Source organism: Xanthomonas sp. 3307, assembly GCF_014199735.1.
Taxonomy (GTDB): Bacteria; Pseudomonadota; Gammaproteobacteria; order Xanthomonadales; family Xanthomonadaceae; genus Xanthomonas_A; species Xanthomonas_A rydalmerensis.
Genome location: NZ_JACHOG010000002.1, coordinates 703,703 through 718,210, shown reverse-complemented (window position 1 = coordinate 718,210; position 14,508 = coordinate 703,703). Strand labels below are relative to the sequence as shown.

The 14,508-nt window shown below is 69.2% G+C and carries 14 protein-coding genes and 1 pseudogene; 8 read left to right on the top strand and 7 right to left on the bottom strand.

The features are described from left to right. Positions 1-96 precede the first annotated feature (96 nt). Together GGR64_RS08075 and GGR64_RS08070 are read left to right on the top strand one after the other, a co-directional pair. Positions 97-231, top strand: coding sequence for an entericidin A/B family lipoprotein (locus GGR64_RS08075; RefSeq protein ID WP_160966335.1), 135 nt, complete (start codon positions 97-99; stop codon positions 229-231). Between the two features lie 184 nt (positions 232-415). Beyond that, a complete protein-coding gene (locus tag GGR64_RS08070; protein WP_010341025.1) occupies positions 416-631 on the top strand; it encodes a CsbD family protein in 216 nt (71 codons plus the stop codon). A 71-nt stretch (positions 632-702) separates the two neighbouring features. Here the strand turns inward: GGR64_RS08070 and GGR64_RS08065 are convergent, their stop codons facing one another. After that, positions 703-1,653 carry a hypothetical protein gene (locus GGR64_RS08065; protein WP_260302968.1) on the bottom strand — a complete coding sequence of 317 codons (951 nt, stop codon included), beginning with the start codon at positions 1,651-1,653 and terminating at the stop codon, positions 703-705. Positions 1,654-1,762: 109 nt separating this feature from the next. Between GGR64_RS08065 and GGR64_RS08060 the strand changes: the two genes are divergently transcribed. The 3 genes and pseudogenes from GGR64_RS08060 to GGR64_RS08050 form a co-directional block, all read left to right on the top strand. After that, entirely contained in the window at positions 1,763-3,055 is a 1,293-nt protein-coding gene (locus tag GGR64_RS08060) for a tryptophan--tRNA ligase (RefSeq protein WP_184645030.1), read from the top strand. Between the two features lie 299 nt (positions 3,056-3,354). Continuing rightward, positions 3,355-4,287, top strand: a complete 933-nt coding sequence (locus tag GGR64_RS08055; protein ID WP_184645028.1) for an MBL fold metallo-hydrolase — start codon at positions 3,355-3,357, stop codon at positions 4,285-4,287. Positions 4,288-4,395: 108 nt separating this feature from the next. Beyond that, a pseudogene (locus tag GGR64_RS08050) lies at positions 4,396-4,506 on the top strand (peptidase); the annotation flags it as partial. Between the two features lie 184 nt (positions 4,507-4,690). Here GGR64_RS08050 and GGR64_RS08045 read toward each other — a convergent pair. Next, entirely contained in the window at positions 4,691-5,299 is a 609-nt protein-coding gene (locus GGR64_RS08045) for a hypothetical protein (RefSeq protein ID WP_184645026.1), read from the bottom strand. Positions 5,300-5,691: 392 nt separating this feature from the next. Between GGR64_RS08045 and yedA the strand changes: the two genes are divergently transcribed. After that, a complete protein-coding gene (gene yedA, locus GGR64_RS08040; RefSeq protein WP_184645024.1) occupies positions 5,692-6,594 on the top strand; it encodes a drug/metabolite exporter YedA in 903 nt (300 codons plus the stop codon). After that, entirely contained in the window at positions 6,591-7,508 is a 918-nt protein-coding gene (gene rarD / locus GGR64_RS08035; RefSeq protein WP_184645022.1) for an EamA family transporter RarD, read from the top strand. Before yedA ends, rarD begins: the two co-directional genes overlap by 4 nt. An 89-nt stretch (positions 7,509-7,597) precedes the next feature. Here rarD and GGR64_RS08030 read toward each other — a convergent pair whose 3' ends face one another. The 4 genes from GGR64_RS08030 to GGR64_RS08015 all read right to left on the bottom strand — a co-directional run bounded on the left by GGR64_RS08030 (position 7,598) and on the right by GGR64_RS08015 (position 12,126). Then, the gene (locus GGR64_RS08030; protein WP_184645019.1) at positions 7,598-8,740 is read right to left on the bottom strand and encodes an alpha/beta fold hydrolase; all 1,143 of its coding nucleotides are present in this window, start codon (positions 8,738-8,740) and stop codon (positions 7,598-7,600) included. A gap of 150 nt (positions 8,741-8,890) precedes the next feature. Continuing rightward, positions 8,891-10,201: an ABC transporter permease gene (locus GGR64_RS08025; RefSeq protein WP_184645017.1), complete on the bottom strand. Its 1,311-nt coding sequence runs from the start codon at positions 10,199-10,201 to the stop codon at positions 8,891-8,893. Between the two features lie 64 nt (positions 10,202-10,265). Further along, positions 10,266-11,423, bottom strand: a complete 1,158-nt coding sequence (locus tag GGR64_RS08020; protein WP_160966349.1) for an ABC transporter permease — start codon at positions 11,421-11,423, stop codon at positions 10,266-10,268. A gap of 13 nt (positions 11,424-11,436) precedes the next feature. Beyond that, complete coding sequence (locus GGR64_RS08015; RefSeq protein ID WP_184449684.1) at positions 11,437-12,126, bottom strand: ABC transporter ATP-binding protein; 690 nt, start codon at positions 12,124-12,126, stop codon at positions 11,437-11,439. Here GGR64_RS08015 and GGR64_RS08010 point away from each other — a divergent pair. Continuing rightward, positions 12,125-12,412, top strand: a complete 288-nt coding sequence (locus GGR64_RS08010) for a hypothetical protein (RefSeq protein ID WP_184645015.1) — start codon at positions 12,125-12,127, stop codon at positions 12,410-12,412. The two genes, GGR64_RS08015 and GGR64_RS08010, sit on opposite strands and share 2 nt — an antisense overlap. 638 nt (positions 12,413-13,050) lie before the next feature. Here the strand turns inward: GGR64_RS08010 and GGR64_RS08005 are convergent. Beyond that, positions 13,051-14,298, bottom strand: a complete 1,248-nt coding sequence (locus tag GGR64_RS08005; protein WP_184645013.1) for an efflux RND transporter periplasmic adaptor subunit — start codon at positions 14,296-14,298, stop codon at positions 13,051-13,053. Between the last annotated feature and the right edge of the window lie 210 nt (positions 14,299-14,508).

The window sequence follows — 14,508 nt, the reverse complement described above, 5'->3', positions numbered from 1 at the left end:
GGTCGATCGCGGCGGCGATGCGCCCCGCGGACGACCGATCCACGAGTTTCGTGCGGCCGTGCTGGCCGCGTTCCATGACCATGAAGGAGTGAACCTATGAAGCGTACGTTTGCGTGGATGCTGCTGGCGATGTTCTCGGTGGGCCTGCTGGCCGGTTGCAACACCGTTGCCGGTGCCGGCAAGGACGTGCAGAAGGCGGGCGAGAAGGTCGAAGACGCCGCCAAGAACTGAGCCTCGGCTCGGTCACCAAAACGGGTCGGCTTGCCGACCCGTTTTTTTTTGCGCGATCGTCGGCGATGCATAACGGTTCGCGATGCTCATGCATCGCTGACGCTGCGTTGATCGGTTCGCGACGCAGGCCGCGCGATGCTGCGCGAGCGGCGTGCAGCGCCGCTTACACATCACGAGAGATTCCATGAACAAAGACATCATTGCCGGCAAGTGGACCCAGCTCAAGGGCAAGATCAAGGCGCAGTGGGGCGACCTGACCGACGACGACTTCGATGTCGCCGAGGGCAACACCCAGTACCTGGCCGGCAAGCTGCAGGAGCGCTACGGCTGGGCGCGCGATCGCGCCGAGAAGGAAGTGCACGCGTTCCGCGACAGCCTGGGCAAGGAATACCACGACTGAGGCGCACACCGCCGCAGCGTCGTCGACACGGGCCGCATTGCGGCCCGTGCTTTTTTGGGCGTCGGGGAGGCTCAGCGCTCCGGCGGATCGGGCACGTAGTCGCCGGGAAACGCGCTTGGCGCAACCGCCACGCGCCGCGGAAGCAGGTCACGCGGCAGCACACCGCGTGCGATCAGCCGTGCGCGGCTGTCGTAGCGCAACTCGGTCCGTTGCATCGGCACGTCGCTGGCGCGCTCGAATTCTGTGACCCGCGATGGCGACCACTCGCGCGCGCCGTGGCCGGTGCCCAGGCGCCGCTGCACGCGGGCAGCGGAGGTGCCTTCGCGCGCATACGCCCGCGCGTCCGCGGACGGCGCCGCCGCGAGGGGCGCAGCCGCACTGCGTTGCGGCATGTCGGCGGCCAGCGCCGGTGCAGGCATCGCGTCCGGCGCCGGGACGACGGGCGTTGCCGCGCGCGCTGTTGCGTTGGCAGCTCTCTCGGCGTCGACGCCTGCGTCCCCCAGGACGGCATCGGGCCATGCCCGCGCTTCGTCGAACACCGCCATGCCGATCACGCCCACGTTGCGCGGCCGGCCGGTGCGTGCCGCATAACTGTCTTCAAGATCGGTGAACACGAACTGCGCCACATCCTCGGAAGATTTGCGCCAACCGGCGATCTCGGTGCGTTGCCACGGCGCCAGCACATAGCCGCGTTGATCGCTGGCCGCGGTCTGGCCACTGACCGCGTTGACGCCGTCCACCGACAGCACCACCAGCACCCGCGCACCGGTCAGGTTGGTCAGGCGCAGTGCATAGCGGTGGCCGGGCGTGGCGGCGATCCAACGCTCGCCGCGCCAGGCATGCGCCGGCAGCGGCGCCTCGCCGGCATCGCGATCGATCACCTGCAACTGCACCGCCGGCGCCGAGGCCGGCGGCGAAGGCCATGGACGGAAGCCGCACAGCCCGCCGATGCACACCAGGGCGAAGGCGAGGACGGCGAGGGAACGGGAACGGCGGGACAGGAGCGGAGGAAGAGGATGCATCATGGCGACTCCAGAACGGGGACGCCGGATTGAACGCGCCATGCGCCGGAACGGGGTTGTCGCGCAGCGGGTAAACTCGCCGGGTTTCCCCCCGGACCGTCCTTTTCGCATGACCACCCGCGTTCTCACCGGCATCACCACCTCCGGCACGCCGCACCTGGGCAACTATGTCGGCGCCATCCGTCCCGCGCTGCAGGCCAGCCGCCGTCCCGGCATCGAGAGTTTCTTCTTCCTGGCCGACCTGCACAGCCTGATCAAGGCGCAGGACCCTGCGCGCACGCAGCGCTCGACCCTGGAGATCGCGGCGACCTGGCTGGCGGCGGGCCTGGATCCGGCGCAGGTGTGGTTCTACCGCCAGTCGGACGTGCCGGAGACCAACGAGCTGACCTGGTTCCTGACCTGCGTCGCCGGCAAGGGCATCCTCAACCGCGCGCATGCCTACAAGGCGGCGGTGGACAAGAACCGTGCCGACGGCGAGGACGACGATGCCGGGGTCACCGCCGGCCTGTTCATGTATCCGGTGCTGATGGCCGCCGACATCCTGCTGTTTAAGGCGCAGCAGGTCCCGGTGGGCCGCGACCAGATCCAGCACATCGAGATGGCGCGCGATTTCGCGCAGCGCTTCAACCACGTCTATGGCCGTGAGCACTTCGTGCTGCCCGACGCGCTGATCGACGAGCAGGTGGCGACGCTGCCCGGGCTGGATGGGCGCAAGATGAGCAAGAGCTACGACAACACCATTCCGCTGTTCGCCCCGCGCGAGGAGCTGAAGAAGCGGGTGTTCGCCATCGTCACCGATTCGCGCGCGCCGGGCGAGCCGAAGGACACCGAAGGCTCGGCGCTGTTCCAGCTGTACCAGGCCTTCGCCAGCGCCGAGGAGACGGCCGCGTTCGCGCAGGCGTTCGCCGCAGGTATCGGCTGGGGCGAGGCCAAGCAGCAGCTGTTCGAACGCATCGATGCCGAGATCGCGCCGATGCGGGTGCGCTACGAGGCGCTGATGGCGCGCCCGCAGGACATCGAGGCGATCCTGCGCGACAACGCGCAGCGCCTGCGCGAGCGCTATGCGATCCCGTTCCTGGCCGAGCTGCGGCACGCGGTGGGCCTGCGCGACCTGTCGGCCCAGGCCGGCGGCGCCGCCGAAGCGTCGACGGCCAAGCAGGCGCTGCCGAGCTTCAAGCAGTACCGCGAGGCCGACGGTCAGTTCTACTTCAAGCTGCTCGATGGCGAGGGCGTGCTGCTGTTGCAGAGCGGCGGCTTCGCCTCGCCGCGCGACGCCGGGCAGACCATCGCCGCGCTCAAGCAGGCCGTGCAGGCCGACGCGCTGCAGGCCGCGCCGGTGACCCTGGAGGCACCGGCCGAGACGGTGCTGGCGGCGCTGGCGCGGCTGCGTGAGGCGGGCTGAGCGCTCGCACGGCGGTCCGTCGTAGGAACGGCTTCAGCCGCGACGCCTCAACGGCAAAGCGTCGCGGCTGAAGCCGCTCCTACAAGATCCTACAAGGCATACGACGCGTCCTGGTGCGACACCCCGAGCGCGTGTGGTTGCCGGTCGCATGCAGTCGGGACTGAAGTCCCTCCCACGGTGAACCCTCGCGGTCGTCGGGTCGGTTCCGTCCTTCGTCCTCATCCGGCCGCTGCCGCGCAGCACTGGCAGCGCCCTCCATACCGCCTAGAATGGTGGCTCGCCCAGCCACGCTCTGCGCCATGCCACGCGATCCCAGCATCCATCTCGTCGATACCGGCTTCCAGCGCGCGCAGTTCGATGCCGCCTACCTGATCGTGGAGAACGGGCGCGGCGCCTTCGTCGACTGCGGCACCAGCCATGCCGTGCCGCTGTTGCTGGATGCGCTGGCGCGCGCCGGCCTGGCGCCGGGCGAGGTGGACTGGCTGATCCTCACCCACGTGCACCTGGATCACGCCGGCGGCGCCGGTGCGCTGCTGCAGCACTTGCCGAACGCGCGCCTGCTGGTGCATCCGCGCGGCGCGGCGCACATGATCGATCCGGCGCGGCTGATCGCCGGCGCCACCGCGGTGTACGGCGAGGCGGAGATGGCACGCAGCTACGGCAGCATCGTGCCGGTGCCGGCAGAACGCGTGGTCGTGGCCGAGGACGGCCATCGCGTGTCGCTGGCCGGGCGCGAGTTGCTGTGCATCGACACCCCTGGCCATGCTCGCCATCACCTGTGCGTGTGGGACGCACGCAGCCGCAGTTGGTTCAGCGGCGACACCTTCGGCCTGTCCTACCGCGAACTGGACAGCGCGCGCGGCGCGTTCGCGATCCCGACCTCGTCGCCGGTGCAGTTCGAGCCGGACGCGATGCAGGCCTCGATCCAGCGCATGCTCGGGTACGCGCCGCAGACGCTGTATCTCACCCACTACGGTCCGGTGGAGGGCGCCGACACGCTGGCGGCGGAACTGCTGGAACAACTCGAGGCGATGGTGGCGATCGCGCGCGGCTGCGATGGGCGCTCCGATCGCCATCGCTGCCTGGTCGCGGCGCTGACCGCGCTGTATCTGGAGCGGGCGCGGCTGCATGGCTGTCCGCTGGACGATGCCGGCGTGGAGCGCGTGCTGCACATGGACATCGAGCTCAACGCGCAGGGCCTGGCCTGCTGGCTGGATCGTCCCGCGCGCTGAACGGCGCTTCGGTCGCACGCACGCGAATGCGTCGCCGTGCTGTCTCGGCACGACGCCATTCTCTACACTGTGCGGCCCGCTTGTTGCCAGGTCGTGACCGTGAACCCGATGCGCATGTTGCTGCTGTCCGCTTCCCTGTTCATGGGAGGTGCGGCACAGGCGGCCAACGATGCGCTGGCCGGCGACGCGGGCGGCGATGCCGATGCGCTGGAGCGGCATGCGTTGCCTGCGCCCTGCGATTCCTCCGAGGCCTGTGGTCCGGCGATGCCGGGCTGAGCGATCGGCGGGGAGGGGCTTTTTTTACGCAGGCCAGGCGCATGCGAGCGCCGCGATGTCATCCTGCACGCGCTTGGCGAAGCCGAAGAACAACGCGCAATCCGCCGAGGCGGCCACGCAGCACTGCTCAGGCAGTGGTATCGATCAACCCGCCGATGATGCCCTGGTTGAGCAGATCGCCGGTCACCGTCCCGCTCAGGCTGGGATTGGACTGCAGCAGGGACGACAGCTGCGGGGTCAGGCCCTGGCTGCTGAAGACGCCGGAGGCGTTGTACAGGCCCGGGGTCGACGGCGGCGTAGTAATCGTACCGAGCAGTCCCTGGTCGTAGGTCTGGGTGGCCTGGTCTAGGGTGGGATACGGCGCGGTGCCGGTCGAGGTCGACGTGCCTGTGGACGAGGTCGATGCGCCGGTGGTCGAGGTAGAGCTGCCGGCAGACGAGGTCGAGGCCGCATCGGTCGGGCCGGCGCTGACGATGCTGTTGAACAGCCCGGCCGCGTTGTAGGTCAGGCCCGTGTCGGCCGGGGTGCTTCCCGCGAGGCCGCCGAGGCTGAAGATCACCGAGGCGTCGCCGGACAATTCCACCGCCTGCTGCACCGCCGCCGGGTCGTTGCTGGCCACGATCGGGTTGCCGGCCTGGGTCGAATCGCTGGAGGCGCCCGTTGCCGGAAAGCCATAGGGCGACGCCCCGTAAGGCGAGACGGTGCCCAGTGGCGACAGTGCGGTATCGATGGCCATGGTGGTGCCCAGCGAGCAGTAGGGATTGGCGCACTGATACGCCCATGCGGCTGAACGGACTCTTAGGTCTTTCCGGGCGCCGCGACGCGCCGGAACAGGCGGCGGCCGCGCTGCCATGGACGTCCCGGCGCAGGGGAGGCGAGCGCACCCGAACTGCATTACGCCGCACGCGATGGACGCGACGTCGATTCCATTTCCCCGCCCGAGCATGGCGAGGCGATGGGGCGACCTGCCGATACGCGCGCGCCTGTCGCCAAGGCGGGACGAAGCACAGGCACCCGTCCCGCATCGGAATTGCGCAAAACAGCGTGCCGCCATTGGCGCCGGTGCGCGGCTGTCGCCGCCGGTGGCCGCTGGCCTAGAATTGCGCCATACCCGTTCCGCGTGCACGCATGTCTTCCCCTTCTTCCACGGCCGCCGCCGCACCTGCGCGCGGTGGCTTCGTCGTTCTCGCCCTGTTCCTGGTCTACGTCGTCTGGGGCTCGACCTATCTGGCGATCCGCTTCGCCCTGGAAGGCGGCGCGCCGCCGCTGAGTGTGGTCTCCGGCACGCGCTTCGTGATCGCCGGCAGCGTGCTGTACGCGGTGCTGCGCTGGCGCGGGGTGGCCGCGCCCACGCGCGCGCAGTGGCGGCCGCTGGCCATGCTCGGTGCGCTCATGCTGGTCTGCGGCAATGGCCTGGTGGTGCTGGCCGAGCGCCAGGTGTCCTCGGGGCTGGCAGCGGTGGCGGTGGCTTCGGTGCCACTGTGGATGGCGCTGTTCGGCACGCTGCGCGGCCACCACGCCAGCCGCGGCGAATGGCTGGGGATCGTGGTCGGCTTCGCCGGGGTGGTGTGGCTCAACGCCGGCAGCAGTCTCAATGCCAGCCCGCTGGGCCTGGTGCTGCTGTTGATCGCGCCGGTGGGCTGGGCGTTCGGTTCGGTGTGGTCGCGCGGGCGCGACCTGCCGATGCCGTTCATGGCCGCCGCCGGGCAGATGCTGTGCGGCGGCGTGATGCTGGTGGCGATCGGCCTGCTCAGCGGCGAGCGCCTGCACACCTTGCCGAGCGCGCAGGGGATGCTGGCGGTGGCCTACCTGTGCGTGTTCGGCTCGATCGTCGCGTTCACCGCCTACGTGTGGCTGCTGCAGAACGTGCGCCCGGCGCTGGCCGGCAGCTATGCCTACGTCAATCCGGTGATCGCGGTGGCGCTGGGCAGCTGGCTCGGCCAGGAGCGCTTCAGCGCCAGCGACTTCGGCGCGATGGCGGTGATCCTGGCCGGCGTGGTGGTGATCACCGTGGCGAGGACCCGACGATGACCGCGGTCGCCGAGCAGGAGGCCCGGCGCGGCCTGTGGATCACCGCGGCGACCTTCGCACTGTGGGGCGTGGTGCCGGTGTACTGGCACCTGCTGCAGGCGGTGCCGTCGCCGCACATCATCGCCCACCGCATCGTCTGGAGCACGCTGCTGGTGGTGGCGTGGCTGCTATACAGCGCGCGCCTGCAGTGGTGGCGGCGCATCGCCGCGCAGCCGCGCGCGCTGGCCACGCTGGTGCTGAGCAGCCTGGCGATCGCCTTCAACTGGGGCCTCTATATCTGGGCGGTCAATGCCGGCCATGTGATCGAGACCAGCCTGGGTTATTTCATCAATCCGCTGGTCAACGTGCTGCTCGGGGTGCTGGTGCTGCATGAGCGGTTACGCCCGCTGCAGTGGCTGGCGGTGGCCTGCGCCGCGCTGGGCGTGGCGTGGCTCACCGTCGACGCCGGCACGCTGCCGTGGATCGCGCTGGGCCTGGCCGGCTCGTTCGGGCTGTACGGCCTGCTGCGCAAGCTGGTGCAGGTGGACGCGGTGGCCGGGCTGGGCGTGGAGAGCCTGTACCTGTTCCTGCCGGCGCTGGGCTTCGTGCTGTGGGGCGAGGCCGGCCACGGCGGCGGCTTCGCCGGCGAGTGGGGCTGGCGCAACGACCTGCTGCTGGTGTTCGGCGGCGTGGTCACCGCGGTGCCGCTGATCGGCTTCGCTTACGGCGTGCGGCGTATTCCGTTGTCGCTGGTCGGGCTGCTGCAGTACATCGCGCCGAGCCTGCAGTTGCTGCTGGGCGTGTGGTTCTTCCGCGAGCCGTTCGACACCGGCAAGGCCATCGGCTTCGCCGCGATCTGGATCGGGTTGCTGCTGTTCGCGGGCGAGAGTCTATGGCGGTCGCGTGTGTGGCGGCGAGCGGGGATTCGGGATTAGGGATTCGGGATTGGCAAGAGCCGGCGCCCGCCTAGGTCGCCAGCGCAGCCGCTCTTACGAATCCCCAATCCCGACTCCCCACTCCCGGCTCAGCCGCGGCTACCGCTCGCGGCCGGCCCACCGGTCAGCTGCAGCTCGGGGTCCGCACGCGGCGGCAGCGGCTGCGGGCAGCGGCCGTCGTGACGCTGTGCCGGCAGATCGGCGAACCAGTCCTCCACGGTCGGCGCCAGCAGGTCCAGCCGCATCGGCAGGCTCAGGTGGTTCTCGCCGGGCATCTCCAGGTAGTGCGCGCGCGGTGCGTCCAGCGCCAGCAGGCGGCCATGCGCCACCGGGATGTGCTGGTCGGCGCTGCCGTGCAGCAGCAGCACGCAGGCCGGCGCGGCGCGCGCGGCGGCGGTGACGTCGACCTGGTCCAGGTTCAGCGCCAGGCGCTGGTTGGCGTTGGCGATCACCGCGTCCAGGTTCTGCCCGCCGTAGCGCCAGCGCGCCAGGTCCATCGCCGCGCTGGCCATCCAGCCGCGCGGGCGGCTGGCGAGCATGTGCGGGATCATGTCGCGGATGCCGCGGCCGGCGTTGGCGAAGGACTCCATCGCGACCACGCCGTCGACCTGGTCGCCGAGCTTCTGCGCGGCGAACAGCGCGGTGGCCGCGCCATAGGACACGCCGAACAGGTACAGCGGACCCTGCACCTCGCCGCTGGCGCGCAGCGCGCGGATCACCGCGACCACGTCGTCCGACTCGCGGGTGCCGTAGCCGGCCGGGCCGCCGCCGGAGCGGCCGTGGTTGCGCAGGTCGATGCTGATGCTGCGGTAGCCGGCCTGGGCCAGGTCCAGCGACCAGGGCAGCAGCGAGTCGCCGTCCATCATCCAGCCGTGCAGCAGCACCACGGTGCCGCGGGGTGCGATCTGCGTGGCCGGCGCCGGGGTCGCCACGTCCATGGCGAAGTCGGCGTGCTCGTGGCCGCTGGCGTCGCGGCCGGCGTGCTCGTAGCGGTAGCGCATGTGGTAGTCGCCCGGATCGATGGCGCGCCAGAAGATCGGGATGCCGCCCGGCACCACCACGTGGCCGCTGCGGTTGGGCAGGGTCGCCAGCAGGCTCTGGATGCGTTCCTCGTCCATCAGCGGCGACACGCCGCCCGGCGCGACCAGGCGGTCGCTGAGCGAGGTGGAAGAGCAGGCGCTCAGCCACAGGCTGGCGCAGAGGACGAGCAACAGGCGCAGGCGCGAGGACATGGGGGTGGCGGCGTGGAACCAAATGGCCGCGCAGGCTAGCGCCTCGGCGGCGGCCGTTCTACCGCGTTTCGATGACGAAACGATGACGCGTCATCCGCCATTGGGCCGGGCCGGGACAGGGGTCCCGACCCAGCGCGTTCAGCCGTGGCGCTACAGCGCGCGCAGGGCGGTGGTGATCGGCAGCCGCGCCGCGCGCAGCGCCGGGAACAGGCCGCCGACCAGGCCGATGCCCAGCGCCCACTTCAGCCCGGTCCATAGCAGCGGCGGGGAGACCTTGAACTGGAACACCACCTGGCTGAAGTTGCTGCCCAGCGTGGACACGCTGTAGCCGTTGAAGATCGCCCAGGCGATCAGCCCGCCCAGCATCCCGCCGAGCAGCGCCAGCAGCATGGTCTCCAGCATCACCGCCACCACCACCGGCAGCCCGCGGAAGCCCAGCGCGCGCATGGTGGCGATCTCGCGGGCGCGGGTGGCGACCGCCGCGTACATGGTGTTGAGCGCGCCGAACACCGCGCCGATCGCCATGATGGTGCCGATGAAGGTGCCCAGGACCTCCAGCACCTTGCTGAGGTTGCCGCCCTGCTTGCGGTAGTACTCGCGGGTGGTGAACACGTCCAGCTTCAGTCGTGGGTCGGCGTCCATTGCCGCCTTGAACTGGCGGAAGCCGTCCTGGCCCTGGGTGCGCACGCTGATCGACTGGTAGGCGCTGCGGTTGTAGGTGGTGGCCAAGGTCTGGGTGTCGGTCCACAGCTCCGAGTCGTGCGCGTCGCCGCTGGCGAACACGCCGACCACGGTCCAGGCCTGGTTGCCCAGGGTCAGGCGCTGGCCGAGCTGCAGGCCGCGGAACTGCGACTGCGCGCCCTTGCCGACCACGATCTCGCGCAGGCCGGGGGTGAAGCGACGGCCCTGCACGATCTTGACCTTGTCGTGCACCGCCCAGCCCTGCTCGCCGACGCCGCGGAACTGCGCGTTGACGTCGGTGCCGTCGGACTTGGACTGCAGGTTCACCACCTGCGACAGCTCCGGCGAGACCAGCGGGCGGTTGTCGGCCCCGCGCGCCACCCCGGCCAGGCCGGCGATCAGCGGCACCTGGTCGCGGAGGATGACCGAGTTGGTCTCGGCCTGGGAGCCGCCGCGCAGCACGATGGCGGTGGTGTCGTCGCCGGTGCTGTCCAGGGTCGCTTGGAAACCCTGGCCCATCGCCAGCATCGCCACCAGCACGCCGACCACGCCGGCGATGCCGACCACGATCACCGAACTGGCGCCCCAGCGCTGCGGCAGGCTGGCGATGCCGATGCGCGCGGCGGCCAGCGATAGCCGGCCGCCGCGGGTGGCCAGCAGCAGCACGGCGAGCACCGCCACCAGCGCCAGCACCAGGAACCAGGGCAGGGCGATCCAGATTCCCAGGCCGATCGCCAGCGCCGCGATCGCCAGGACATTCCATAACCATTGCATCTTCATTGCGTTGTTCCTCGGGTCTGCTTTGCCGTCCGTGGCATCGATGTGCTGGAGAGAAGGTGCGGGCTCAGCGCCCGGCCAGGGCGTCGACGATCTTCAGCCGTTGCGCGCGCAGCGCTGGCAGCAGGCCGACCACCACGCCGATGACCAGCATCAGCGCCGCGCCGATCAGCCAGGTCTGCGCCGGCACCGCGTGCACCGGCAGCGCGCCGCGGCTGGCGCTGGCCAGCACCGGGATCGCCGCCGCCGCCAGCGCCATGCCGAGCAGGCCGCCGAGCACGATCAGCAGCACCGACTCCACGATCACCAGGGTCAGCACGGTGCGGTCCTGGAAGCCCAGGGTCTTGAGCGTGGCCAGTTCCGGGATACGTTCGCGCACTGCCTGCGCCATGGTGTTGCCGGTCAGCAGCACCAGGGTGAAGAACACCGCGCCCATGATCGAGGTGACGATCAGGCCGATGTCGGCGAACTGCTTCACGAAGGCCTGCTGGAACGCCGACTCGGTCTGCGACTTGGTCTCGTGGTCGGAATTGGCCGACAGCGCATCGATCGCCTGCGCCACCCGCGAGGCATGCTCGGGGTTGTCCAGCCGCACCGTGTACCAGCTGACCTTGCCCTTGATGTAGTCGTTGCTCTCGTCGAAGTACTTCCAGTTCATCATCAACTGGTTTTCCGCCTGCACGTTGGCGCGGTCCTTGGCGCGGAAGATCGCCTTCAGCTCCAGCGGCCAGTCGTTGCTGCCGCCGCGGGGGAAGATGGTGGCCTGCAGCGGGATCACGTCGCCGACCTTCCAGCCGTACTTCTTCGCCAGCGCCTCGCCCACCGCCGCCCCGGTGCGGGTGTCGCGGAAGGCCTTGAGCTGCTCCGGCGGCATCTCGTACTCGCTGTAGACGTCGAAGAAGTTCGGCGCGACCGAGAAGTTGGGGAAGAAGTCCTTTGGGTCCTTGTAGATGCCGCCGAACCACATCGCATAGGTCACGTCGCGCACGCCGGGCACGCTACGGATCTGCGACTCCAGGCGCACCGGCAGGGATTGGGTGATCGACAGGCGCGAGGCCACGACCAGACGGTTGACCCCTTCCACCGAGCCGCCGGCGGTGAACGCGACGCGGACCGAGTCGAGCAGGCCGAACAGCAGGAACGCGACGATCACCGAGAACAGGGTCAGCAATGTCCGCGTCTTGCTGCGGAACAGTTGTGCCCAGATCAACGAGAAATACTTCATGGCATCGCCTCGCTCAGTGCGCGGCCGGCGCGTCGGCCAGCTCGCCCTTGTCCAGGTGCACGGTATGGGTGGCGTACTCGGCGGCCTTGGGGTCGTGGGTGACCATGACGATGGTCTTGCCGTGGCTGCGGTTGAGTTCCTGCAGCAGGCCCAGCACGTCCTCGGCCGAGCGCCGGTCCAGGTCGCCGGTGGGTTCGTCGCAGATCAGGAAGGTGGGGTCGGAAACGATGGCGCGGGCGATGGCCACGCGCTGCTGCTGGCCGCCGGACAGTTCGCTGGGCTTGTGGTTGCGGCGGTCTTCCAGGCCGACCAGGGTCAGCGCGATCTCGGCATTGCGTTTGCGCTGGGCGGCGCTGAGCGAGGTCAGCAGCAGCGGCAGTTCGACGTTCTTCTGCGCAGTGAGCATCGGCATCAGGTTGTAGAACTGGAACACGAAGCCGACGTGGTGGCTGCGCCAGGTGGCGAGCTGGCCGCCGCTCATGCGGTCGATGCGCTGGCCTTCGATCTCGATCTCGCCGCCGCTGGGCGAGTCCAGCCCGCCGATCAGATTGAGCAGGGTGGTCTTGCCGGAGCCGGACGGTCCCATCAGGGCGACGAAGTCGCCGCGGGCGATGTCCAGGTCGATGCCGTGCAGGACCTGGACTTTCTCGGGGCCGCGCTGGTAGGTCTTGGTGACGTTGCGCAGGGTGACGAGGGTGGACATGGTGGTGTTCCTGGCGGTGGACGAGGTGGAGGCGATGCGGTCGCCGATGGGCGAGGGGATTACCGTTGCGGTTGCGGTTGCGGTTGCGGTTGCGATGCAGGTGCAGGTGCAGTTGTTGCTCTTGTTGTTGCTGTTGCTTCTGCCGTTGCGGTTGCTCCGGCTTTTGATTTACCGGGTTCCCTTCCGAAGCGGCGGCCATCGCGGGGAAAAACCCCGAAGGGGCGGCGTACATGGATGTACGCCGTCCGCGGCAGGGGCAGGATGCCCCTTCCGCGGATCCCCGTGATGGACGCAGACCCGGAGCGCGTTAGCGCGGAGGGCGCGTAGGCAGGGTGTGCTTTCTTTTGGTTACTTTTCTTTGCACAAGCAAAGAAAAGTAACTCGCCGTCAGGCGAAAGCTTTGCACTTGCACTTGCTCTTGCTGCTACGGTGGCGACCGCTGGATCGTAGGAGCGGCTTTAGCCGCGACAGACATGACCAATTACGTTTGTCGCGGCTAAAGCCGCTCCTACAGTTTTTCTCATATGACACCAAAGCTTGGAGCAAAGGCTTTCGCCCTTTCGGGCGAGTCACTTTTCTTTGCTCGCGCAAAGAAAAGTAACCAAAAGAAAGCGCGCCCTGCCTTGCGCCCTCCGCGCTGCGCGCTCCGGGTCCGCGGATGCACCGGGGATTCGCGGAAGGGGCATCCTGCCCCTGCCGCGAACGGCGTACATCCATGTACGCCGCCCTTCGGGTTTTTCCCCGGTCCATCCGCCGCTGCGGAAGGGAACCCGGTAAATCAAAAGCAAGAGCAACAGCCAAAGCCAAAGCAACAACCAAAGCAACAGCTAAAGCAACAGCTAAAGCACAGCTAAAGCCAGGGTCGTGCGGCTGCTGTCTGCCGCAGCGGGGACGTCGGATACGTCAGGCGAAGACGACGGCGCGCTACTGCGCAACCGCCTCCGCCATCTTCACCTGCATGCCGGCACGCAAAGCCTCCGGCGGATCCAGTACCACCGTGTCGCCTGCGGCCAGGCCGGACAGCACCTGGCGGTCGTCGCCCAGGGCGATGCCGGTCTTCAGCGCGCGCTGCTCGACCGTGTTGTCCTCCTTCACCGCGAATGCCACGTCCTGTCCGGCGCGCTTGACGATCGCCGCGCCCGGCACCCGCACGCCCTGCGGTTTGTCCTGCGCCTGCGGCTGCGGCGCCTCCAGGAAGCTGACCCGCACGCCCATCTCCGGCACGATCCGCGCGTCCTTCTGCTTCAGCGCCACGCGCACCTTCACCGTGGCCTTGCCGCGGTCCGCGGAGGGAATGATTGCGATCACCTCTGCCGGGATCTTCCAGTCCGGGTAGGCGTTGAGCACCGCTTCCACCGGCATGCCCGGCTTGACCCGGCCGATGTAGGACTCGCCCACCTCGACCTCGATCTCCAGCGACTCCATGTCGACGATGGTGCCGATGCCGGTGCGGGTGAAGCCGCCGCCGGCCGACAGCGGCGAGACGATCTCGCCCGGCTGCGCCGCCTTGGCGGTGACCACACCGGAGAACGGTGCGCGCACGATGGTGTTGTCGACGTTGAGATCGGAGATCGACAACTGGTTGCCGGCCACCGCGACGTTGCGCTGCGCGTTCTGCAACTGCGCGCGCAGGGCGTCGCGCTGCGCCACCGCCTGCTCGTATTGTGAGCGCGAGACCAACTGCTGGCCGGCCAGGGTCTGCAGCCGTTGCGCGTCGGCATCGGCCTGGCGCACCTGCGCCTGCATGTTGGCCACCAGGCTGCGCGCCGCATCCAGTTGCGAGGCCGACAGCACCCGCTGCGCGTTGGCGTCGATCGGGTCCAGCGTCGCCATCACCTGGCCTTCCTCCACGCGCATGCCTTCCTCGATGCGCACCTCGCGGACCTTGCCGGTGATCTTGGCCGAGACCGTGGCCATGCGCCGCGCCACCACGTAGCCGCTGGCGTCTAGCACCGAGGCACTGCTGCTGCCGGGCGCGATCGCCACCACCGCGGCGGTGCGCACTTCCAGCGGCTTGCTGCGGCCGAACAGCAGCCAGGCGCCGGCGCCGAGGGCGAGCAGCACCACCAGCAGGACCACGGCGATCCACAGCCCGCGCCGCGACGGCGGTTCGCTCGGCGGCGCCTTGCGGTCGATACGGAGTTCCTTGAGCAGGTCGGAGGAAGTACTCATCGTGTCCTTGATCGAAAACGGTCGGCGCGCTGCAGTGTGCGAGCGTCCGGTCGCCGTGGGCATGGCCGGAAGTCACTTTCTGCGGTGCGATGTCGCGGGAGAACGCCGCCCCTCGGCGTGGATCGCAGCATGCGGCAATCGTGCCGGGGCTGCCAGTGACAGATGTCATCCGCTGCAGTTGACGCGCCACACTGGGCGGCGGCCCCGTCG

Excerpts from the sequence above, each read along its gene's own strand:
- GGR64_RS08075 (WP_160966335.1), top strand. The coding sequence starts at position 97 with ATGAAGCGTACGTTTGCGTGGATGCTGCTGGCGATGTTCTCGGTGGGC.
- GGR64_RS08070 (WP_010341025.1), top strand. The coding sequence starts at position 416 with ATGAACAAAGACATCATTGCCGGCAAGTGGACCCAGCTCAAGGGCAAG.
- GGR64_RS08065 (WP_260302968.1), bottom strand. The coding sequence starts at position 1,653 with ATGCATCCTCTTCCTCCGCTCCTGTCCCGCCGTTCCCGTTCCCTCGCC.
- GGR64_RS08060 (WP_184645030.1), top strand. The coding sequence starts at position 1,763 with ATGACCACCCGCGTTCTCACCGGCATCACCACCTCCGGCACGCCGCAC.
- GGR64_RS08055 (WP_184645028.1), top strand. The coding sequence starts at position 3,355 with ATGCCACGCGATCCCAGCATCCATCTCGTCGATACCGGCTTCCAGCGC.
- GGR64_RS08045 (WP_184645026.1), bottom strand. The coding sequence starts at position 5,299 with ATGGCCATCGATACCGCACTGTCGCCACTGGGCACCGTCTCGCCTTAC.
- yedA (WP_184645024.1), top strand. The coding sequence starts at position 5,692 with ATGTCTTCCCCTTCTTCCACGGCCGCCGCCGCACCTGCGCGCGGTGGC.
- rarD (WP_184645022.1), top strand. The coding sequence starts at position 6,591 with ATGACCGCGGTCGCCGAGCAGGAGGCCCGGCGCGGCCTGTGGATCACC.
- GGR64_RS08030 (WP_184645019.1), bottom strand. The coding sequence starts at position 8,740 with ATGTCCTCGCGCCTGCGCCTGTTGCTCGTCCTCTGCGCCAGCCTGTGG.
- GGR64_RS08025 (WP_184645017.1), bottom strand. The coding sequence starts at position 10,201 with ATGAAGATGCAATGGTTATGGAATGTCCTGGCGATCGCGGCGCTGGCG.
- GGR64_RS08020 (WP_160966349.1), bottom strand. The coding sequence starts at position 11,423 with ATGAAGTATTTCTCGTTGATCTGGGCACAACTGTTCCGCAGCAAGACG.
- GGR64_RS08010 (WP_184645015.1), top strand. The coding sequence starts at position 12,125 with ATGGTGGTGTTCCTGGCGGTGGACGAGGTGGAGGCGATGCGGTCGCCG.
- GGR64_RS08015 (WP_184449684.1), bottom strand. The coding sequence starts at position 12,126 with ATGTCCACCCTCGTCACCCTGCGCAACGTCACCAAGACCTACCAGCGC.
- GGR64_RS08005 (WP_184645013.1), bottom strand. The coding sequence starts at position 14,298 with ATGAGTACTTCCTCCGACCTGCTCAAGGAACTCCGTATCGACCGCAAG.